Raw genomic sequence first — 21,936 nt, 5'->3', positions numbered from 1 at the left:
TCAATGCACGTGGGTCTGTGCCTGAGGCTGGCCGCTCGAACGCGGCTGAGTGACCGCGCTCACAATCACGAACACGATGATGTTCAAGGCCAGCGCGACGAAGCCGATGTTCACGTCCTTGGCGACATCGGGCAGGAACGGGAACAACTGGCCCATGCTGAGATGCATCAGTGTGGTCACCGCCACCACGGCCACGCCGGCCAGAATCCCGCAGAACGCGCCCTGCTTGGTGGCCCGGTTATGCGGTGCGAGACTGCACACCATGGCCGGAAACAACTGCGTAACGAAGCTGTAACCCATCAGCAGCAGGGCCACGATGGTCTCGCCGCCATGCAGCGTAAAGGCCACGGCCACCAGCGCCACGACCGGCACCAGCATGCGCGCCAGCTTGGTGACGGCCGCGTCGGTTGCGTCGCGCTTCAGCAGGCCGCGATAGACGTCGTTGGCGAGCAGGGTCGAGGCCGTGTTGAGGATCATCGAGCCCGGCACCAGCGCGGTCAGCACGCCGGCCCCGCCGATCACGCCCACGAACCACGGATCGAAAGTCTGCAGCGACAGCCTGAACAGCGACAGATCGATATCGCCGCCTTTCAGGCCCGGCACTTTCAGCACGGCCGCAAAACCGACGAAGAACACGAACAGCAGGATCAACTGATAGAGCGGCAGCACCATCGCGTTGCGGCGGAAAATGCGTTCGTCTTTCGCCGTGAAGATCGAGCCGAACGTATGCGGCCACATGAAAAATCCGAGCGCGGTGAGCAGCACGGTCGACTGGAACCAGGCCACGCTCGAACCCTTGGCGGGGAAGGTGAGGAAGCCGGGTTTGGCGGCGTCGATGGTCCGGAACATGTCGCCCAGTCCGCCGTAGTAGTGGATCGGCAGATAGATGCCGAGAAACAGCACCACCGCCAGGATCAGCGTGTCCTTTACCACCGAGTTCCACGCCGAGCCGCGCACCCCCGAAACGATGACGTAGCACGTCACCACCGCGGCGCCGATCCAGACCGCCGAGGTCGACGAGATCGCGCCGTACGAGGTGGTCGCGACGATAATGCCGAGCCCCTTCAGTTGCAGCACGAGATACGGGATCAGCGCCGCCACGCCGACCAGCGCGACCAGTACGCCGAGCGCCGGGCTATCGTATTTGCGCGAGAAGAAGTGCGGCTGCGAGATCAGCCGCTGGGCTTTCGCAAAGCGCCAGATGGGTGGCAACATCCAGTACGACAGGATGTAGGCGAGCGACCCGTAAGCGAGGATGTAATAGACCGGCGCGCCCTTGCCGTAGGCGAACCCGCTGCCGCCGAGAAAGGTGAAGGTGGTGTAGATCTCGCCGGCCATCAGCAGGAACACGAACGCGGTGCCGAAGCTGCGGCCGCCGACCGTCCATTGTTCGAGACTCATGTCGTGGCCGCGCTTGGCGCGCAGCCCGAGATACAGCGCGAACACCGTGACGGCGGCGATGATAACGAGAGCGCTGCTCATGATCGGGCCTCATCGGTATCGACGGCGGTCTGACGGTTGGTGGGGTCGAGCCGGTAGATCACCGCCATGATGACCGAGATCAGGATCACCCACAGCACGATCCAGCCAAGCACGAACGGCATGCCCAACACCAGCGGCTCGACGCGGTTGACGAACGGAACGCCGAGCAGGATGCCGATGAACGGCAGCGCGGCGAGAAAGCGAAGGAACATGTGGAGCGACTCCTCGAACGGATCGATGCGTTAGGTGAAGCCTAGTCTTCCGTCCCGACTTTATGCCAGATAGGTCCGGTCCGTAAAGGTCGTCAAAAAGATGTAGGCCGTTTGACCGTAGTGGGGCGCAGGCTTGCGCGGTGGGGTTGCGCCAGGTCTGCTGAATCGTTCTGCCATGCTGCATTGCGCCACGATTGCGCCGCGCGGATAGTGTCGTACGAATGCCGCGCCGCGATATCATTAGGCGTGCGAGTATCCTGGAGCCACGGGTAGGCGCAGCAACGGGTGCCGCATACACGGCGCCGGTGGATCGATCTGGATGGGGCGCAGGCTTCGTCCAGCCAGACAATCACCGACGGCTCATCGCGTTCCAGCCGGAACCCATCAGCCGTCGTTCGAGGCGGATCGCAAAACATGGTGGAAAGTCTGATCGCGGACATTCTGTTTGGGTTCACCGGGTTGATCAGCATCATCAATCCGTTCGGCATTGCCTTTGTTTTTCTCGACCGGACGGCGTCGCTCACCACGGAAGAGCGCACGGCGCTGGCGCGCAAGATCGCCATTAACGTGTTGTGCGTGTTGCTCGTCGCGTTCTTTTTCGGCACACCCGTGCTGCATTTCTTCGGCATTTCCATGGAGGCGCTGCGGATTGGCGGTGGCCTCGCCGTCGCGGTGAGCGGCTGGAACATGCTCAATGCGCCCGATACGCCGCCTGCCGACACGCCCGTCAAGCGCGTCGACGCGGACAATGCCACCTCGAAGGCGTTCTTCCCGCTGACGGTGCCGCTGACCACCGGGCCTGGTTCGGTGGCCACCGCGATTGCGCTGAACGCCAATCGCACCCACAAGCTGTCGGAGTTCGTGCTGTCGAGCATCGCCTCGGTGGCGATCTCGCTTATCGTGGCCGTGGTGGTCTATATCACCTATAGCCGCGCCGTCATTTTTGCCCGCTACCTGGGCGTCGAAGGCACCAAGGTGGCGATGCGGGTGTCGTCGTTTCTGCTGCTGTGCATCGGCGTGCAGATCATCTTGACCGGCTTTTCCGAGTTTCTGATTCCGATTGCGCAGTTGCCACCGAAGTAGCATCGAACACAGCCAAGGAGCCCCCCCATGTGCCGCTGGTTGGCCTACACCGGAAACCCCGTCCAGCTCGAGACGGTGCTGTTTCGCGCCAAACACTCGTTGATCGATCAAAGCCTGCATTCGCGCCTCGGCCAGACCACCACCAATGGCGACGGCTTCGGCATCGGCTGGTATGGGCGTCCCACCGACATTCCCTTTCGCTACCGCTGCATGCAGCCCGCGTGGAGCGACCGGAATCTGCGCGAGGCGGCCCGCGCCATCCATTCGCCGCTGTTTGTCGCGCACATTCGCGCGGCCACCGACACGCCTGCGCAGGAAACCAACTGCCACCCGTTTCGCTACGGCCGTTGGCTGTTCGTCCACAACGGCCTCGTGCGCAATTACCCCGCGGTGCGGCGCGAACTGATGATGGCGATCAAGCCCGAGCTGTTCCCGTCCATCGAAGGTTCGACCGATTCCGAGGTACTGTTCTTTCTCGCGCTGACCTTCGGCCTCGAACTCACGCCGGTCACCGCGCTGGAGCGGATGGTCGCCTTCGTCGAAGCCACCGGGCGCAAAAACGGCGTCGAGCAGCCGCTGAACATGACCGTGTGCGCGACGGACGGCGAACAGATCATCGCCGTGCGCTACTCGAGCGAACGCGAATCGCGCTCGCTGTTCCACAGTTCGTCGTTCCATCATCTGCGCGAGCTGTATCCGCACGATTCCCGCATTGCTGCGGCCGGTGACGACGCGTTCCTCGTCCTGTCCGAACCGCTGGTAGATCTGCCCGGCTGGTGGGAAGAGATTCCGGAGAGCACGGCGGTGGTGGCGCGCGGCGGCGAGATCGAACAGTACGCGTTCAATCCGCACCTCGGCTGACGGCGCGTGCGTGGGGGCGCTCGCCCACGTTGAACGCGGCCACCGCCGCTTGCAACTGACGCGCCTGATCGTCGAACGACTGCGCCGCCGCGGCCGCCTGTTCGACGAGGGCGGCATTCTGCTGGGTGACGTTGTCCATCTGCGTCACGGCCAGGTTGATCTGCTCGATGCCCGCGCTTTGCTGGCCCACCGCCGAAGCGATCTCCTGCACGATGCTGGTCACGCGGGCCATTGCCTCTTGCGCTTCCTGAATCGTTGTACCGGTTTTCTCCACCAGTTCCGCGCCCGTGCCGACCTTGCTCACGGCGTTGTGAATCAGCCCGCGGATCTCCTTCGCGGCGCCAGCGCTGCGCTGCGCCAGATTGCGCACTTCGCTCGCCACCACCGCGAAGCCACGTCCTTCTTCACCCGCGCGCGCCGCTTCGACGGCGGCGTTCAGCGCGAGGATGTTGGTCTGGAACGCGATGCCTTCGATCACCGCAATGATGTCCACCATCTTCTGCGATTCGCCTGAGATGTCGCGCATCGTCGCGACTACTTCCACGACCATCGCGCCGCCGCGGTCGGTGATCTGCGCGGCGCTGGTCGCGAGCTGGCTTGCGCTGCGGGCGTTTTCCGCGGTGTGATGCACCATCGACGTCATCTGCTCGAGGCTCGAGGCGGTTTGCTGCAACGCAGCGGCCTGGCTTTCGGTCCGCGCCGACAGGTCGGCATTGCCGCCGGCAATCTCGCGCGCGGTGACGGCGACGTTGTCGGCGACGCCGCGAATCTCGCTGATCGTGCGCCGCAACGCATCGCGCATCTGGCGGATCGTCTGCATCAGGCTGTCGGTGTCGTTCTTGCGGGTACGGATGGCGATCGCGAGGTTGCCCGATGCAATCGCCTCCGTGATCTCGGCGGCGTAGTGCGGATCGCCGCCTATGGTGCGTTCGATGCTGCGGTTGGTGAACGCAACCAGCAGCGCGAGCAGGGCCGCCAGCACCAGGAAAACGCCGCCGGCTGCATAGAGCGAGGTGTGAAACGCGGCATCGATGTCGTCCACATACGCGCCGGTTGCGATGATCCAGTCCCACGGCGCATAGCGCACCACGTAGCCGAGCTTGTCGACCGCTCTCGCCGGCGTGACGTTCGGGCGCGGGAACACATAATCGACGAAGCCGCCTTGCGGCGCCTGCGCGGTCGCGGCGAAGGTCACGTAATGATGGCGGCCGTCGGCGTCGGCCGCCTCGCTCAGGTCCTTGCCGTCCATCTTCGGCTTGATGGGGTGCATCACCATCTGCGGCCGCGAGTTGATGACGAGAAAGTAGCCGTCCTCACCATAGCGGATGTCGCGCAGCCGGGCGAGCGCCTGCTGGCGGGCCTGCTGATCGGTGAGGGTGCCGGCCTGCGCCAGCGCGGCGTACTCCTCGACGATGGACAAGCCGATATGCGCCACGTTGACCAGATCGTTCTTGCGCTCTTCAATGCGCGTCTGGTACGACAGGTAAGCCGCCGAGACCGACACCAGCAGCAGGGCGGTCAGGCTGACCAGCAGCGGCAGCCAGAGCTTTTGCTTGAATCCGAGCTTGCGCATCCACACTCCGTGAGAGGCTTGTCCACAGCGTGGGGCCGCACTTCACCGGCGCAGGCGGCCTTCACCTGTTTATCGGCATCTCGGGGGTGTGGGTGTCTAGAGTGAAACCCTTGGGTGGGGGAAGCGTGGGTGGAGTGGGTATGCGGCGGGGACGCGCTCCTGTCCCGCTACCGCCTCAACAACATCGAACTCAGCACGGAAAACACCGTCGACGGCAGTTCCGCCAACCGGCTCACCACGACGTTGTGCGGATAAAACGCTTCCACGGCATCGGTCAATACACCGACGCCCACCAGTTCGATCCCGGTCTTCTGAATCGCCGCGACCCGTTGGCGCAGATCGCTGCGCAACACCAGCGGGTCGCCGTCGCCGGTGGCCGGATAGCCGTCGGAGAACACCATCAGGATACGCCGCTCGGCCGCATGATCCGCGAGCCGGGTGGCGGCCCAGGCGAGCGCCTCGCCGTCCGGGTTCTCGTGCCCGCAGTCGATGCCCGTGAGGCCGCTCAACTCCGCCGAGCCGAAGCGTTTGTAGATCTGCAGATCGAGCCGTTCGACGAGCCGGTTGTAGCGGTGCAAGTCCACGCCGGCCGCGCGTTGCCGTTCGTAGAGTTGCTTCATTTGCGGCGATTCGATCGAGCTGTAGCCGAGCACTTCGCAGTCGAAGCCCAACTGCGTGAGCGCATCGCCCAACGCGGCTGCACACAGCCGCGCCAGTTCGATCTTGCGGCCGGCCATCGAACCGCTGCGGTCGATCAGCAAGGTGACGGCAACGTCGCGCCCTTTCGTGGCGCGCTTCACCTTGAACGGCGTGCGATAGCCCGGCGAGGTGGCGAGTTTGGCGAGCGACGGCCGGTCGATTTCGCCGCGCTCCTGCTCGCGCCGCCAGCGCGTGCGCTCGTCCGCGCTCAATGCGCGCTCGAGTTTTTCCTTGAGCTGGGCGGTTTCCGCGCGCGCCTCGTTGCGCAGTTCGCGCCATGCCGTGGCGTCGCCGCGACCGGTCTGGTCGTTGACGACGTCGAACTCGGTGGCAAGCGGAATCGACATCACCATGCGCGCGGAGGCGCGCAGCGTGTGCGCGGTGGTATCGGCGCGTGCTGCGGATGGCTGCGCATCGGCGAGCGCGTGCCCCATGCCGGCGCCGTTGAGGGCTTCGGCGGCGCCGCTCGGGTCGGTGGGCGAGGGCGCTGCGCTCTCTTCGCTCGCGCGGGTGCCGTCGCTTTCGAACGGATCGAACGACGAGCGTAGCGGGTCGGTATCGATGTCTTCGGCGGTGCCCACCGAGAACATCATGTTGTTGACCTCACCGGCCGACAGCGCCCGAACCCGCGCAAGAATCTCCTGCGCCGCGGCGATGCTGTCCGCAGTGGAGCGGCTGTGGGCCGCCCGCTCAAGAAGATCCTGCGCGGCGCCGAGCGCGGCCGCGAGTGACTGGCTCGTTTCGTTGCCTGCAACAGGCTCATCCCATAGCGCGCGTTCCACACGCCAGATGAAGCGGTCGCGCCAACGCAGACGCGTCCAGCTTTGCTGCATGCGCGCTGCGGCATGCGCCCTGAGCTTGCCGATAAACCAGCGCGCGCCGGGATACTCTTCGAGCAACTGCGCACACACGCGCCGGTCTTCGATGACCTGGGCGAGATTGCTTGCCACGCCTCGCGGCAGGGCTTCGAGTTGCGCGAGCGTGGAGTGTTTGGCCCGCGCGACGAGCAGGTCGAGATAGCCGACCAGCACATCGGTTGAAAGACCCTCGCCCACTTCGTAGTCGGGAATCACGATGCGGCCGCGCTCGACCCTCGGTCCATCCGGACTGAACACGACTGTCACGCCGTACTGCCCCGTGAGAACGCGCGCGACCTTGCTGAGCGCGGATTCGAACTCGAAGCCCCGGGCGTCGCGCGCCGTATGCATCGCGCTCACCCGGCGGGGGCGATGTGATGACGAATGATGCCGCGGATCAGCGTGGCGTCTTCGGGGCTGACCTTGGCGTAGATGGCGGGACCGGCGGCACGCTCGGGGTCGCCGGTGCGCAGCATCAGCTCGGCCCAGTCGAGCAGCCGCCGCGTGGAGAACGCGCTCGACAGATCCTCGCGTGCGAACGCCGCCCGGCAATCGGCGGCGATCGCCGCGAGCGTGGCGGCCAGCGTGGGCGTCATATGCGGAGCGAGTGTGCGCACCAGCACGTCGGCCTCTTCGGCAGGCGACAGATAGTCGAGCAGATACACGCGCCAGCGGTCGAGGAATGCCTCGTTCATCAGATTCGCGCCCTGATACAGATGGCGGAACTGGCTCATCGCGCCGACTGCGTTAGCGGTGGCGAACAGGCGAAATGCCGGATGCGGTGCGACGACCTCGTTGCCTTTCTCCTTCAAGGTGAGACGGCCATGCGGTTCGAGCACGGCGGTGAGAGCCGCGAGAATCGACGGCTCGGCGAAGTCGATCTCGTCGACGATCAGCCAGAGTCCCTCACGCATCGCGGTGGGCAGCACGCCGTCCACCCACAGCGTCTCGCCGCCCTTGACGGTCCAGAAGCCGACGAAGTCGCCCACGGTCGTCTGGCCGTTCATGTTCGAGCGCACCACGCCATGCTGCGCACGCGCGGCGACCTGTTCGATCAGACTGGTCTTGCCCGCCCCCGTATGGCCGATCAGCATGACGCGCTTGTTCTCGACGATATCTTCGACGATGTCGTTAAAGCGTTCCGAGAACAGATAAGCCGGATTGACGCGCGGCACCAGCGGGCCGGGCACGCCGCAAGGCACCTCGATTTCGCCTATGCGGACTGAGTGGCCGGTTGGCGCGGAGGCGGCATCGGTCGGGCTAGCGCCGAATGCTTCGCCCGCGCTCCCAGCATTGCGCCGCGCTGCCGCCGCGCGTTGCAACGCCGGCATGAACGCGGCGCGCTGCTGGGCATCGGCTTGCGGCGACGCGCCGCGCGCCTCGAACACAAAGCCTTCGCGATGCCATTTCTTCAGCTTCGCAAGCAGGTTCTCTTCATCCACGACCAGATCGATATCGACCGACGCGTTGCCTTGTGCGGTTTCGACGCCGTGTTCCAGGCGATAGGTTTGTGGCCGATCCGCCACGGTGACGCGCCACCATTCGGCGCCGGTGTCGGTGTTGCGCAGGTACAGGCCAAGGCGTTCGTCTTCGGTCAGTTCAGGGGCGTTCATCGGGGCGTGTCGTCAGGTTCAGCCATGCCGGCTGGGAGCAAGCATCTATCTTATCGCGGACACGTGGCGCGACGCCTGCCGGCCGGCAGGTCGGCCATTCACGAAGAGGGAGCATGCGTCGAGATCGCCGGAGACAAATGACATTTGCGTCAAACGAAATATACTGTCAAAGACGATTCACCTATAGTGCGAGCGCGCGTTTCCCCGGCTTTCTGGACGCGGTCCGGCGTCATGGTTTCGCTTCACTTAAGCAATTCGAACAATTCAGGCATTGATCCGGTGCTTTCCACCATTCTCTGTGTCCAGTGTCGCGACTGATGGCCCATGCGGGACGAAACCACGATATGGCATAAGGCAAAACAATGAGACTACGCACACAACTGACGGCCGCTTTGCTGGTGGCAAGCCCGCTCGCGCATGCACAAAGCAGTGTCATTCTGTATGGACGGCTGGATGCCGGCGTTCAGTATCTGAATCACGTGAGCAACGGCAACGGCGGCACGGCCAATAGCTGGAGCGCCGAAGGGGGCGACTGGGGCACCAGCATGCTGGGCCTCAAGGGCAATGAGGACCTGGGTGGCGGGCTCAACGCCATCTTCACGTTGGAAACCGGCTTGCAGGTGATGAACGGCACGACGAGCGGCGGCCGGCTGTTTTCGCGCCGCGCCTTTGTGGGCCTGAAGAGCGACGAGTGGGGCACGCTGCAGGCGGGCCGCAACCTGTTTATCGACAGCGACGGTGTCTGGGAATTCGATCCGATGGTCCAGCAGGCGTTTTCGTCCGCCTCACTCGTGCGCGGCCGCAACTGGCAGCAGACCAGCAACAACATCGAATATCACAGCCCGGTGTTCGCCGGTTTCGACGTGCAAGGCCAGTATGCATTCGGCAATCAGCCGAACGGTTTCAACAACGGCGCAGCGGGTGAGTTCGGACGCTCGGACGGCATCATGCTGTCGTATCACTCGACGCTATTCGACGTACGCGGCATCTACGACGAACTGCGCGACAACAACGGCCAGTTCACGAATATCTTCACGAGCTCGCGCGAGTTCTTCGTGGGCGCGAACGTGCACTTCGACTCGATCAAGATCCAGGGCGCCTATACCCACTACGCCGCGCCGGACACGCCGGACGGCCTCGCGGACAGCGCCAATTACTACTGGCTGGGTGCGACGTACAACGTGAACACGGCCTGGGCCCTGACGGCAGCGGGCTTCTATGTGGACGTGGGCGACGGCGGCGGCGACGCGCTGCACGATCCGTCCGGTCACGCGACGATGTACACGCTCGGCACGACCTACAACCTGACCAAGCGGACCTTCCTGTACGGCACGGTAGCTTACGTGGACAACAGCAAGCAGGCCAATTTCTCGCTGCTCGCCAATCCGCGCGAAGGCACCTCGAGCACGAGTCCGCTGCAAGGCGAATCGCAGACGGGCGCCTACGTCGGCATCATGCATCAATTCTAAGGGCAACACGCGGTGCGGACGGCGCTGTCCACACCGCGCGTGGTGTCTTCGTTGCCGCGATGCGGTTGAGTCTGTATGGTGGATGAGCTTGTGCGGGCTGACGCACCTTCATGCACGCTTAGGCCTGCTCAACACCAGGGACAACGAATGACTTCCAACGCTGCTTTGCCCGATGCACCGAATGCATCCGCTGCACCACAGGCGTCGCAAACATCGCCTGCCTCGCAGCATGCGGTCCGCACCGATGTCCTGATTGTCGGCGCCGGTCCCGTTGGACTGTTCGCCGCGTTCGAGGCCGGCGTGATCGGGCTGTCATGCCAGATCGTCGACGCGCTCGGCGAGGTAGGCGGTCAATGCATCGAGCTGTATCCGGACAAGCCGATCTACGACATCCCCGCCATTCCGTCGTGCACCGCCCGCGAACTGGTCGAGCGTCTGCTGGAGCAATGCCGTCCCTTCGATGTGCCGATTCATCTCGGTCAACGCGTCGAGTCGGTCGAGCAACGCGCCGACGGCCGCTGGACGGTCAAGACAGGCGAGGGCCTCGAATTCGACGCGGCGGCCATCCTTCTCGCCGCCGGCAATGGCGCGTTTGCCCCGCAGCGGCTTGCGCTGGAAGAGGCCGTGCCGCTGGAAGGGCGTCATGTGCATTACAGCGTGCGCAATCTCGCGGACTTCGCCGGTAAGAACGTGGTGGTGGCAGGGGGCGGCGATTCCGCACTCGATTGGGCGCTGGCCCTGCGTTCGGTGGCGGGCAAGCTGACGCTGGTGCATCGGCGCAATGGCTTCAGTGCGGTGGATTCGAGCGTCGAGAAGATGCGCCGCGCGGTGGAGGCGGGGGAGATGACGTTTATGGTCGGAGCCATAGCCGGGCTGAATGCTCCCAACGGTACGCTCGAATCGCTCGAGATCCGCCAGGTGGGCGGCGCCACACAGATCGAGGCGGAGCATGTCGTCGCGCTGTACGGACTCGTCGCGGACCTCGGGCCCATCGCGAACTGGGGCTTGAGCCTGCATGCCGGGCGGATCGACGTCGATACTTCCAATTATGAAAGCTCACGGCCGGGCATCTTCGCGGTGGGCGATATCGCCAACTATCCGAACAAGCAAAAGCTGATTCTGTCCGGCTTCCATGAGGCGTCGCTGGCCTTGCGCAAGGCTTATACGTACGCGTATCCAGAGCAGAAGCGCGTGCATGTGCATTCGAGCTACGACGCCAAGCTCGCGGCACGGGTGGCGGCGAGCGCGGAGTAGGGGCAAGGGGGCTTGCGGCGTGCAGCGTCGAGCTCCCCAACGATCCGTCGCGGTTCACGATCGCCCCGTTGTGGGGAATGACGCACAAACATAGGCCTCGCCTCATAGCGCCAAACGGGCGCCGGCGCATGGTCTGACGCACCCACCACCCGTCGAAAATGCCCGCTGCATAAGCCTCTGCGCCTTCGAGCGCACGCAGCCAAGGCCAATTGGCATGAGACCTGCTATTTGAGTTCAAACTTGTATTCAAGATTGAACTCATGACTACCACAGGTACCGCCCGCACCGTCTGTTCGATTAGCCAGCTAGCCGCGCGCTATGCGTCGGGCAGGTTCACGCCCAGCCAGTGCGTCGAGGAAACGCTGCAGCGGATCGACGCAGTGGATCGCCCCGAAGTCTGGATCCACCGTGTCAGTGCCGAGGCGCTCTACGCCCGCGCCGCGCAACTCGAAGCGCTGCAGGCCGAAGCGGGCGCGGCGTTGTTTGAGCGGGCGCCGCTGTTCGGCGTGCCGTTCGCGGTGAAGGACAACATCGACGTGGCGGGCATGCCCACCACGGCCGCCTGTCCCGCGTTCGCCTATACGCCGGCGGAATCGGCGTTTGTCGTGCAGCGTCTGCTGGAGGCGGGCGCCATCCTGATCGGCAAGACCAATCTGGATCAGTTCGCGACCGGCCTCGTCGGGGTGCGCTCGCCGTACGGCGCCGTGCGTCAGGTCGAGTTTCCCGAACGGGTCTCGGGCGGTTCCAGTTCGGGCTCGGCGGTCGCCGTCGCGGCGGGCTGCGTGGCGTTTTCGCTAGGCACGGACACTGCCGGCTCCGGCCGCGTTCCTGCCGGCTTCAATGAACTGGTCGGCCTGAAGCCCTCGATCGGGCTGGTCAGCAAGCGCGGCGTGGTGCCGGCTTGCCAGAGTCTCGATTGCGTGTCGATCTTCGCGCACGACGTGGCCGACGCCTGGGCCGTACTGAGCCAGTTGGCGGGCTTCGACCCGCTGGATAGCTACTCGCGCCGCGTCCCGCCCCTGGGCTTGAGCATGGCGCCGTTGCGTATCGGCGTGCCGGCCCGCGCCGAGTTCTACGGCGACGCGTTCGCCGCCGACGCGTTCCACACCACGCTCGATACGCTGCGCAAGCATCTCGCCCCTTCACCGGCGCTGATCGACCTCGCGCCGTTCACTCAAGTCTCTGCGCTGCTCTACGACGGCCCGTGGGTCGCCGAACGCCGTGCCGCGGTGGGCGAGTTCTTCGACACGCAGCGCGACGCGATCGACCCGGTGGTCGGCGGCGTGATCGGGAAGGCCGACCACTACAGCGCGGTCGACGCCTTCGCTGCGCAATACCGTCTCGCCGCGCTCAAGCGCGCGGCCGAGGCGGTCTTCGACGACATCGACGTCCTGATCGTGCCCACCACGCCGACGCATCCGACCATCGCCGCCGTCAAGGCCAATCCGGTCGAGCTGAACAGCCAGCTCGGCTACTACACGAACTTCGTCAACCTGCTCGATCTGTGTGCGCTGGCGGTACCGTGCGCAAGACGCAGCGACGGCCTGCCGGCCGGCGTCACGCTGATCGCGCCGGCGGGGGCGGATCATCGGCTGGCGGTGTTGGGCGCGCAGATCCAGAAGCTCTTCTTCGACGACGTGCACGCGCCCGACCTGCCACAGCGCCCGTTGCCGGCCGACGAACCGTCCATCACGCTCGCCGTGGTCGGCGCGCATCTGCGTGGCCAACCGTTGAATGGGCAACTGCTCGAAGCAGGGGCGCGCTTTATCGAAGCCACCGAGACCACGCGCGACTATCGACTATTCGCGCTGGCCGGCACGACGCCACCCAAGCCCGCACTGGTTAGGATGCCGGATCATCCTGTCCACGCCGACGCCGGCGCCAGCGCAAAAAATCCCACGCAACCCATCGTCGTCGAACTCTGGCAGGTGCCCCTGCGCCTGTTCGGCGCGCTGGTTGCGCAGGTGCCGGCGCCGCTGGGCATCGGCACGGTGCAACTGGCGAACGGCTTGAGCGTCAAGGGTTTTATCTGCGAACCCGCAGCCATTACGGCGGCAACTGGCGCACGCGACATCACGCACTTCGGCGGCTGGCTGGCCTATCTCGCGAGCCTTGCCGCCTCTCCCTCCGTTGCTGTTTCTTCCTAACCGTCAACCCCACGAGACCGGATCCGTCATGAGCAATCGTCGTCACTTTCTTAAGAATGCCAGCCTGCTGACGCTTGGTGCGGTGCTGCCGTTCGAATCGGTATTCGCCGCCGGCAAACTGACCGTCGGGGTGATCTACGTCGGCGCGCGCGGCGACTATGGCTATAACCAGGCCCAAGCCCAGGCCGCCAACGTCATCAAGTCGCTCCCCAACGTCAAGGTGGTCGAAGAAGAGAACGTGCCGGAGACCATCGCGGTGCAGAAGTCCATGGAAGCGATGATCGAGCAGGACGGCGCGACCCTGATCTTCGCCACCTCGTTCGGCTATTTCGATCCGCACGTGCTGAAGATGGCCGCCAAATATCCGAACGTGCGCTTCGCGCATTGCGGCGGCCTGTGGAAGCAGGGCAACCCGTCGAACATCACCAGCTACTTCGGTTATATCGACGAATGCCAGTACCTGAACGGCGTCGTGGCCGGCCACATGAGCAAGAGCAAGAAGCTCGGCTTCGTCGCCGCCAAGCCGATCCCGCAGGTGCTGCGCAACATCAATGCGTTCACGCTCGGCGCGCAGTCGGTCGATCCGTCGATCACCACGCACGTGATTTTCACGGGCGACTGGTCGATGCCGGTCAAGGAAGCGGAATCGGCCAATAGCCTCGTCGATCAGGGCTGCGATGTGCTGACCTGTCACGTGGATGGTCCGAAGGTCGTGATCGAAACGGCCGAGAAGCGCGGCGCGATGAGCTGCGGCTATCACGCGAGCCAGGCCGCGCTGGCGCCCAAGGGTTATCTGACCGGTGCGGAATGGGACTGGGCCACGCCGTACAAGGAACTGGTGGCGGGTGCGCAAACCGGCAAGCCGCAACCGAACGTGCTGCGCGGCGGCCTGAAGGAAGGCTTCGTGAAGATGTCGGCGTATGGCGCGAAGGTGACACCCGACGCGCGCCAGAACGCGGACGGCGTGAAAGCCAGGATGATGTCCGGCGAATTCGTGATCTTCAAAGGCCCGATCAAGGACAACAAGGGCGGCGTGGTGGTCGCGGACGGCACCACGCACGTGCAGACCGACTACACGCTCGAAAGCATGAACTACCTGGTCTCGGGTGTGGTGGGCCAGATCTGATGCACTCGCGGTCCGATCATTTCTCAAGGAGCGGCCATGCGTCCTAATGCGAGTTCTGCCCGGCTGATGCTCGGCGCGCTGCCGGCGTTGCCCACGCTGTGTGCGCTGGCGGGCACGCTGTTGCTGTTCTGGCTGTTCCTGCTGGTGCAGGGCGCGCCGGCGCTCGATGCGATCGGGCTGATTTTTCAGGGCGCGTTCGGTTCGTCGTTTGCGTGGCAAAGCACGCTGCTGCGCGCGTCGCCGCTGATGTTGACGGCGCTGTGCGTGGCGCTGCCGGCCCAGGTTGGGTTGATCGTGATTGGTGGCGAAGGCGCGCTGGCGCTCGGCGGGCTGGCGGCCGCGGTGGTGCCGCAGTGCTTGCCGGCCGGCACGCCGTGGCTCGTCGCCACGCCGTTGATGGCGGTGGCCGGCATGCTTGCGGGCGGCATCTGGATCGGCGCGATCGGCGCGTTGCGGCAATGGCGCGGCGTCAACGAGACGATCAGCAGCCTGCTGATGTCGTATATCGCGATTGCCTTGTTCAAACATCTGGTGGAGGGACCGCTGCGCGATCCGGCGAGCCTGAACAAGCCTTCGACGCTACCGGTGCCCGACGCCATGACCATCGGCTCGCTGCCGGGGCTGGAGGTGCACTGGGGGCTGCTATGGGGCGTGCTGGCCTGTATCGCGGCGTGGGTGTTCGTCAGGCACAGCACGAAAGGCTTCGCCATGCGGGTGGTCGGCGGCAGCAATCGGGCCGCGCGGTTGGTGGGGTTGCCGGTCGGGATGCTGGCGCTGGCGGCCTGTTCGATGGGCGGCGCCGCAGCGGGTCTCGCGGGGATGTTCGAAGTCGCGGCGGTGCAGGGCAGCGCGAATGCATCGCTGCTGGCGGGCTATGGCTACAGCGGCATTCTGGTGGCCTTCGCCGCGCGGCAAAACCCGTTGGCCATCGTATTGTGCGCAGTCCTGATTGGTGGCATCGAGGCAAGCGGCAGTCTGCTGCAACGGCGTCTGGATCTGCCCGATGCGACCACGCTCGTGCTGCAGGGCCTGCTGTTCGCCAACCTGCTCGCGTGGGAAGCGCTGGGTGGCCGCATCGTGGCATGGCGCGTGAAACTGCAGGCGCTGGCCGTCACCGAAGTGCCGGTGCAACTGGAGAAGACTCATGCCTGATATGCACTCGCCTGTCGTGATCCTGCTGCTCTCCTTGCTGGCCGGCGCGATTCGCGTCAGCACGCCGTATCTGTTCGTGAGTCTCGGCGAATGCCTGACGGAGAAGGGCGGCCGCGTGAATCTCGGTCTCGAAGGCATTCTCGTCTCCGGTGCGATGAGCGGTTATGCCGCTTCCTATCTGACCGGTTCGCCGTGGCTTGGCGTGCTGGCGGCCGGCATCGTGGGCCTGCTGTTCGGCTGTCTGCATGGGCTCGTGTGCTCGCTGCCGCGCGTCTCCGACATCGCCTTCGGCATTGCCCTGATGCTGCTCGGCACCGGCCTCGCGTTCTATCTCGGCAAGCCGTTCATCCAGCCGCAAGCGCCGATGCTGCCGTCGATCGACCTCGGCAGTTGGGCCGTCTCGCCGCAATTGCGCAACGCGCTGCATATCAGCCCGCTGTTCGTGATCGGCATCGTGCTCGCGTTTTTGCTGCAGTGGGGCTTGCGCAGCACACGCTGGGGCATGACGCTGCGCCTCGTCGGCGATCATGCGGAGACCGCGCGGGCGATGGGCTATCCGCTGACGCGCATTCGCATTGCCGCAACGGCCGTTGGCGGATTTTTTGCGGGCGTGGGCGGCGCGTATCTGTCGCTGGTCTACCCGGGGAGCTGGAACGAGGGCCTCTCCAGCGGCCAGGGCCTGATGGCCGTCGCGCTGGTGATTTTCGCGCGCTGGCAGCCGCTGCGCTGTCTGTTTGCCGCGCTGCTGTTCGGTGCGGCCGGCGCGCTCGGCCCCGCCTTGCAGGGCATCGGCGTGACGAGCGGCTACTACCTGTACAACGCCGCGCCTTACGTGCTGACGCTCGCGATCATGATCGTCAATTGCCGTCCCGACCGGACGCTCGCCGGTGCGCCGGGCGAACTCAGCCTCACGCGCTGACGCGCATGTCGATGCCAACCTGAAGAGTCCACCATCATGAACCGATTCATCGAAGCGAAGCCTTACCCGTGGCCCTATGACGGCAACCTGCGGCCGGACAACACGGCGCTTGTCATCATCGACATGCAGACCGACTTCTGCGGTCACGGCGGCTACGTCGACAAGATGGGCTACGACCTGTCGCTCACGCGCGCCCCGATCGAGCCGATCAGCAACGTGCTCGCGCTGATGCGCACCCAGGGCTTCACGATCATTCATACGCGCGAAGGGCATCGTCCGGACCTGTCCGATCTGCCGGCCAACAAGCGTTGGCGCAGCCGCCGCGCGGGCACCGAGGGAGTGGGCATCGGCGACGACGGCCCTTGCGGCAGGATCCTCGTGCGCGGCGAAGTGGGCTGGGAGATCATCGACGAACTCGCGCCGTTCCCCGGCGAAATCATCATCGACAAACCGGGCAAGGGCTCGTTCTGCGCGACCGATCTGGAGCTGGTCCTGCGCACGCGCGGTATCGTCAACCTGGTGCTGACCGGCATCACGACCGATGTCTGCGTCCACACCACCATGCGCGAAGCGAACGATCGCGGCTTCGAATGCACGGTGCTGGCCGACTGCTGCGGCGCGACCGACAAGAGCAACCACGACGCCGCGCTGCACATGATCACGATGCAAGGCGGCGTGTTCGGCACGGTGTCCGATTCGCGCGCGCTGCTCGCCACTCTCGGACGCTGACCGATCATGTCGACTCCCGCTCCCTACAACCAGCCGCAAGACGCGGCCACGCATGCGCTGGGTGTCGAAGTCCTCGGCGCCACGAAATCGTTCGGCTCGTTCCGCGCGCTCGACAAGGTGTCGATCAAGGTCGCACCCGGCACCATCCACGCGCTGCTCGGCGAGAACGGCGCGGGCAAGAGCACGCTGGTGAAGGGGCTGGTCGGCTATGGCCTGCTCGACGAAGGACAGATCACCGCAGACGGACGCGAAGTGAAGATCGCCTCGCCGCGCGATGCCCAGGCGCTCGGCATTGGCATGGTGTATCAGCATTTCACGCTGGCAACCGGTCTGTCCGTCGAAGAAAACCTGCTGCTGGCGCGCGGGCGTTTGTCCTGGCGAATCGACTGGAAGCGCGAGCGCGCCGCGTTGACGGAGTTCATGACGCGCATGCCGTTCAGGCTGCCGCTCGACGCGCCGGTCGCGGGACTTGCCGCCGGCGAAAAGCAGAAGCTGGAAATCCTCAAGCAGCTCTATCTGCGCCAGCGCTTTCTGATTCTCGACGAACCGACCTCGGTGCTCACGCCGCAGGAAGCGGACGAGGTGCTCGGCCTGATGCGCGATCTGACGACGCGCGGCGAACTGACGGTGCTGATGATCACGCACAAGTTTCGCGAGGTGATGGCCTATGCCGACGACGTCACAGTCCTGCGCAAAGGACGCCAGGTCGGCACTACGGCGGTCGCGCAGACCGACCGCGAACAACTCGCGAACTGGATGATGGGCACGAGCTCGATCGTGCAGGCCGAGGCCTCGCGCGAGGAAGCGCCGGTATTGGCGGAGATCCGCGTCGAGCGGGCCGCGCGCAAACCGGTCGATCCCGAGGCGGCGATCCGGCTCGAACTGCGCGACCTTTCGGTGCAGGACGACCGCGGCCACACGGCCGTGCGGCATGCGACGCTGGCCGTACGCGCGGGTGAGATTCTCGGTCTCGCGGGTGTGTCGGGCAACGGCCAGAAGGAACTGGTCGAGGCGCTGGTGGGCCAGCGGCGTCCCGTGGCAGGCGAGATGCAGATCGCCGGTGCGCCGTATCGCGCCACACGTGAGGAGATGACCACGCGGCGCGTCTTCGCGATTCCCGAAGAGCCGCTCAAGAACGCCTGTGTGGCCGGCATGAGCGTGGCAGAAAACCTGGCACTCCGAGATTTCGACCGCACACCGGTCTGCCGCGGCGGCTGGCGGCTCGATCGCAAGGCGATGCGCGAGCGCGCCACGGAGTTGATCCGCGACTTCAACGTGCGTCCGCCCGTGCCGGACCGGATGATCGGCACGCTCTCCGGCGGCAACGTGCAGCGTGCGGTGCTGGCGCGCGAACTGGGCCAGCCGGTGGATGTGCTGATCGTCGCGAATCCGGTGTTCGGTCTCGATTTCGCGTCGGTGGCGGATATTCACGCGCGGCTGATCGCGGCGCGCGATGCGGGCGCGGCCGTGCTGCTTGTCAGCGAAGATCTGGATGAATTGCTGGAACTGGCCGACCGTATCGCCGTGATGGCGGAAGGCAGGCTGGTCTACGAAACGCCGGCGGCAGGCGCGGAGCGCGCCGTGCTGGGACGGCACATGGCGGGGCATATGGACGAGGCGGTCCACTAATGATGAGCATCGAAGTTAAGGCGTTACCTTCGCCGTTCGTATTCGAGCCGCAGCACACCGCGCTCGTGATCATCGACATGCAGCGCGATTTCATCGAGCCAGGCGGCTTCGGCGAGTCGCTCGGCAACGATGTCTCGTTGCTCGCGGAGATCGTGCCGAGCGTCGCCGAACTGCTGGCGCTCGCTCGTCGCACGGGCTTGCTGGTGGTCCACACGCGCGAATCGCATGCACCGGACCTGTCCGACTGCCCACCGGCGAAGCGCTTGCGCGGCGCACCGCAGATGCGCATTGGCGAGCCTGGACCGATGGGCCGGATTCTGGTGCGCGGCGAACCCGGCAATGCGATTATCGACGCGCTGGCGCCCGTGGAGGGCGAACTGGTGATCGACAAGCCCGGCAAAGGCGCGTTTTACGCCACGCGCTTAAGCGAAGCGTTGAGCGTACGCGGCATCACGCACCTGCTGTTCGCCGGCGTCACGACCGAGGTCTGCGTGCAGACCTCGATGCGCGAGGCCAACGACCGCGGCTATGAATGCCTGCTGATCGAAGATGCCACCGCCAGCTACTTCCCCGCGTTCAAGCAGGCGAGTCTGGAGATGATTCGTTCGCAGGGCGGCATCGTGGGCTGGACCGCACCGTTGGCCGCATTGAAAAAAGGACTGTGAGGATGGAAGTCAACAAGCCGGAAATCGTCGCCGAAGTGACGGCGGCATTTGTCGAATACGAACGGGCGCTGGTCGCCAACGAAGTGGACACGATGAACGCGCTGTTCTGGCATACACCCGAAACCGTGCGCTACGGGATTGCTGAAGTGCAGCATGGCGGCGACGCGATACGCGCGTGGCGCGCGTCGTGCGAACCGGTGCCTGCGTCGCGGCGTCTGTATCGCACCGTGGTCACCACCTTCGGCGCCGACTACGCCACCGTCAGCACCGAGTTCACCAGCGACGCCACCGCGTTGCTCGGCCGCCAGATGCAGAGCTGGGCACGCGTGGGAGCCGCGAGCGAGGCGTACCACGGTTGGAAAATCGTCGCCGCCCATGTGAGTCTTATCGCTGCGCCATGAATGGGCGCCCCGGCGTGCTCTTGAGCAACGCATAATAAGAACATGGCAAGGAGAGGGTGCGAGATGAGTGAAAACGAAACGGGCGACGTGAAGCTGGCAAGCGCGCCGTTTGCGGCCAATGCGCCCAACCCGCTGGCCGAGCAGGTGTATCAGCAACTGAAGAGCGACATCTTCAGTTTCCGGCTGTTCCCCGGCGACCGCTTCTCCGAAAGCGACATCGCCCAGCACTACGGTGTATCGCGCACGCCGATGCGCGATGGCCTGTTTCGCCTGCAACGCGAGGGCTATCTGGAGGTGGGTTTTCGGCGCGGCTGGAAAGTTTCGCAGATCAACTTCGAGCAACTGGATCAGCTCTACGATCTGCGCATCGTGCTCGAACTGGCCTCGCTCGAGCGCTTGACCTCGGGTAATGCACCGCACGCGGCCATCGACCCGCTCAAGGCAATCTGGTGCGTCGAGCCGGAACTGCGCGAGAGCGATCCGGTGACCATGTTCGGCATGGACGAGAATTTCCACCGTCAACTGGTGGCCGCGACCGGCAATGGAGAAATGCTTCGGGTGCACAACGAGGTCACCGAGCGCATCCGCATTGTGCGGCGGCTGGATTTTCTCAAGCCGCATCGGACCAGCGCGACCTATGACGAACACTCGACCATGCTGCACCTGATCGAGCGCAACCGCTTGCCGGAAGCCAGCATTCTGCTGCGTGCGCACATCACGCAGAGCAAACTCGAGGTGCGCAAGATCACGGTATCGATGCTTGCTGCGGCACGCGATCAGAAGCTGCCGTTTGTGTCTTAGGGGCGTCGTCGCCGAATAGGGGGCGCAACGTCAGTTGACGCGTCTTGCGAAGTCGCAGCGCCAATGCACCGGTTCGGTTCAATCGCGCTGGAACATGGCGGAGATCGACTACTCCGGGTGGCTCGCAGGGCACAGCGGATTGCTACACTGCGATTGGGTTTCGCTCCGGCTCCGCCCGCAATTTCTCCCCGCAAGACCACGCCTGCCGCTGTTGCTCGTCGTTAGTTAAGCGAAGCGCTCGAAGACGCCCCCGAATCGACCCAACGTTGCGCGCCCGCAGCGTGTCCCGGAGGTAACACATGTCCACGCTCTGTTCCGGCTTGCCGCAAATCGTCCGGTGGGCGCTCGTGTGTGGCGTGGCCGCGCTGGCCTTGAATGCGCATGGGCAGCGTTCGGCGGGTGGGTCCGAGGCCGTGCCCTCGCAACTGCTCAGCGACGACGAGCGAATTGATTTCTGCACACAAATGCACCGTGCGTCGACGCCGCAGGAGCGCAGCGCGGTGGCCGCGCGGATGCGCGATACCTTGACGCCGCGCGCCAAAGGGCAGGGTGTCGCGCTGCCGCCGTGGGTGCTCGCGGGACGGCCTGCCGGCGAGGGCAGCGACATACCGGGTCTGAGTTGCCAGGCCGGCGCCGCGCGGCCGCGGATGCCCACGGCCGTGCCCGCACCGGTGCCTGCACCCGCGCCGGTTCGCGAGGTGCCTGAACGCAAGCCGCCGCAGCACGAAGTGGCTACGCGCGAACCGCCCGGCCGTTCGCCTGCGAGCCGCGAACCGTCGACTCACGCGTCGGCGGCGAATCAATCCGCCGCGCAGAGCATGCCGGCTACGGCTACGGCCACGCCTGCGACTCCAGCAATGCCACCCCCCGACACCTCGGCGCGCAATACTTCGCCCAACGACATACCGGTCGCTCACGACAACCACGGCATCGCTTATGTCACCGGCGGCGTAGGCCAGGACGAAGTCGCGGCGTTTCGCGGACTCGCCTCCGGCTACAACATGCGGGCGACCTTCATGACGGGGTCCGGCGAGTATCTGTCGGGGGTGGCGGTGCAGGTGGCGCGATCGGACGGCACGGTGGTGTTCAACGCGACCTCGGATGGGCCGTATCTGTTCGCCCGGCTTCCGCAGGGACACTACCGTTTGACGGCCATGCTGGATGGCGCGCCGCGCAGTCGCGAACTGTATGTGCCGGCGCGTGGCGGCGTCAGATTGACGTTGGTGTGGCCGATGCTGCACGCAAGCTCGACCAACTAGTTCGA

General features: G+C 65.1%; 19 protein-coding genes. 14 read left to right on the top strand and 5 right to left on the bottom strand.

Annotated features, from left to right (window positions below; translation table 11 throughout):
- Window positions 1–1,482, bottom strand: a complete 1,482-nt coding sequence (locus BUS12_RS09985) for a sodium:solute symporter family protein (RefSeq protein WP_074295540.1) — start codon at window positions 1,480–1,482, stop codon at window positions 1–3.
- A complete protein-coding gene (locus BUS12_RS09980; RefSeq protein ID WP_074295539.1) occupies window positions 1,479–1,694 on the bottom strand; it encodes a DUF3311 domain-containing protein in 216 nt (71 codons plus the stop codon). The genes BUS12_RS09985 and BUS12_RS09980 overlap by 4 nt, the downstream gene beginning before the upstream one ends.
- Before the next feature lie 414 nt (window positions 1,695–2,108).
- On the opposite strand from BUS12_RS09980, the gene BUS12_RS09975 reads away from it, so the two are divergent.
- Window positions 2,109–2,777, top strand: coding sequence for a MarC family protein (locus BUS12_RS09975; protein WP_074295538.1), 669 nt, complete (start codon window positions 2,109–2,111; stop codon window positions 2,775–2,777).
- 27 nt (window positions 2,778–2,804) lie between these two features.
- On the top strand, window positions 2,805–3,638 hold the full coding sequence (locus BUS12_RS09970; RefSeq protein WP_074295537.1) for a class II glutamine amidotransferase: 834 nt from the start codon (window positions 2,805–2,807) through the stop codon (window positions 3,636–3,638).
- Here the strand turns inward: BUS12_RS09970 and BUS12_RS09965 are convergent.
- From BUS12_RS09965 to BUS12_RS09955, 3 genes are all read right to left on the bottom strand, one after another.
- Window positions 3,619–5,211: a methyl-accepting chemotaxis protein gene (locus BUS12_RS09965; RefSeq protein WP_074295536.1), complete on the bottom strand. Its 1,593-nt coding sequence runs from the start codon at window positions 5,209–5,211 to the stop codon at window positions 3,619–3,621. The two genes, BUS12_RS09970 and BUS12_RS09965, sit on opposite strands and share 20 nt — an antisense overlap.
- 167 nt (window positions 5,212–5,378) lie before the next feature.
- Entirely contained in the window at window positions 5,379–7,118 is a 1,740-nt protein-coding gene (locus BUS12_RS09960) for a cobaltochelatase CobT-related protein (protein ID WP_074297326.1), read from the bottom strand.
- Window positions 7,119–7,123: 5 nt separating this feature from the next.
- The gene (locus BUS12_RS09955) at window positions 7,124–8,380 is read right to left on the bottom strand and encodes an AAA family ATPase (RefSeq protein WP_074295535.1); all 1,257 of its coding nucleotides are present in this window, start codon (window positions 8,378–8,380) and stop codon (window positions 7,124–7,126) included.
- A 362-nt stretch (window positions 8,381–8,742) separates the two neighbouring features.
- On the opposite strand from BUS12_RS09955, the gene BUS12_RS09950 reads away from it, so the two are divergent.
- The 12 genes from BUS12_RS09950 to BUS12_RS09895 all read left to right on the top strand — a co-directional run bounded on the left by BUS12_RS09950 (window position 8,743) and on the right by BUS12_RS09895 (window position 21,931).
- A complete protein-coding gene (locus BUS12_RS09950) occupies window positions 8,743–9,849 on the top strand; it encodes a porin (RefSeq protein WP_074295534.1) in 1,107 nt (368 codons plus the stop codon).
- Between the two features lie 147 nt (window positions 9,850–9,996).
- A complete protein-coding gene (locus BUS12_RS09945) occupies window positions 9,997–11,103 on the top strand; it encodes an NAD(P)/FAD-dependent oxidoreductase (RefSeq protein WP_074295533.1) in 1,107 nt (368 codons plus the stop codon).
- 260 nt (window positions 11,104–11,363) lie between these two features.
- The gene (atzF, locus tag BUS12_RS09940) at window positions 11,364–13,250 is read left to right on the top strand and encodes an allophanate hydrolase (protein WP_074295532.1); all 1,887 of its coding nucleotides are present in this window, start codon (window positions 11,364–11,366) and stop codon (window positions 13,248–13,250) included.
- A 28-nt stretch (window positions 13,251–13,278) separates the two neighbouring features.
- Window positions 13,279–14,376: a BMP family ABC transporter substrate-binding protein gene (locus tag BUS12_RS09935; RefSeq protein WP_074295531.1), complete on the top strand. Its 1,098-nt coding sequence runs from the start codon at window positions 13,279–13,281 to the stop codon at window positions 14,374–14,376.
- Window positions 14,377–14,412: 36 nt separating this feature from the next.
- Window positions 14,413–15,528, top strand: a complete 1,116-nt coding sequence (locus BUS12_RS09930; RefSeq protein WP_074295530.1) for an ABC transporter permease — start codon at window positions 14,413–14,415, stop codon at window positions 15,526–15,528.
- Window positions 15,521–16,447, top strand: a complete 927-nt coding sequence (locus BUS12_RS09925; RefSeq protein WP_074295529.1) for an ABC transporter permease — start codon at window positions 15,521–15,523, stop codon at window positions 16,445–16,447. Before BUS12_RS09930 ends, BUS12_RS09925 begins: the two co-directional genes overlap by 8 nt.
- A 36-nt stretch (window positions 16,448–16,483) precedes the next feature.
- Entirely contained in the window at window positions 16,484–17,176 is a 693-nt protein-coding gene (biuH, locus tag BUS12_RS09920; RefSeq protein ID WP_074295528.1) for a biuret amidohydrolase, read from the top strand.
- A 6-nt stretch (window positions 17,177–17,182) separates the two neighbouring features.
- The gene (locus tag BUS12_RS09915; RefSeq protein ID WP_074295527.1) at window positions 17,183–18,805 is read left to right on the top strand and encodes an ABC transporter ATP-binding protein; all 1,623 of its coding nucleotides are present in this window, start codon (window positions 17,183–17,185) and stop codon (window positions 18,803–18,805) included.
- A 2-nt stretch (window positions 18,806–18,807) separates the two neighbouring features.
- Window positions 18,808–19,470, top strand: a complete 663-nt coding sequence (locus tag BUS12_RS09910; protein ID WP_143788370.1) for a cysteine hydrolase family protein — start codon at window positions 18,808–18,810, stop codon at window positions 19,468–19,470.
- A gap of 2 nt (window positions 19,471–19,472) precedes the next feature.
- The gene (gene hpxZ / locus BUS12_RS09905; protein WP_074295525.1) at window positions 19,473–19,871 is read left to right on the top strand and encodes an oxalurate catabolism protein HpxZ; all 399 of its coding nucleotides are present in this window, start codon (window positions 19,473–19,475) and stop codon (window positions 19,869–19,871) included.
- 63 nt (window positions 19,872–19,934) lie between these two features.
- The gene (locus tag BUS12_RS09900) at window positions 19,935–20,672 is read left to right on the top strand and encodes a GntR family transcriptional regulator (protein ID WP_074295524.1); all 738 of its coding nucleotides are present in this window, start codon (window positions 19,935–19,937) and stop codon (window positions 20,670–20,672) included.
- Window positions 20,673–20,971: 299 nt separating this feature from the next.
- Window positions 20,972–21,931: a carboxypeptidase regulatory-like domain-containing protein gene (locus BUS12_RS09895; protein WP_074295523.1), complete on the top strand. Its 960-nt coding sequence runs from the start codon at window positions 20,972–20,974 to the stop codon at window positions 21,929–21,931.
- The last annotated feature ends 5 nt before the right edge of the window (window positions 21,932–21,936 follow it).

It is taken from the genome of Paraburkholderia phenazinium (assembly GCF_900142845.1).
GTDB classification, from domain to species: Bacteria; Pseudomonadota; Gammaproteobacteria; order Burkholderiales; family Burkholderiaceae; genus Paraburkholderia; species Paraburkholderia phenazinium_A.
Note: the sequence above shows the minus strand (reverse complement) of the source record. Positions and strands in the feature narration are given on the sequence as shown.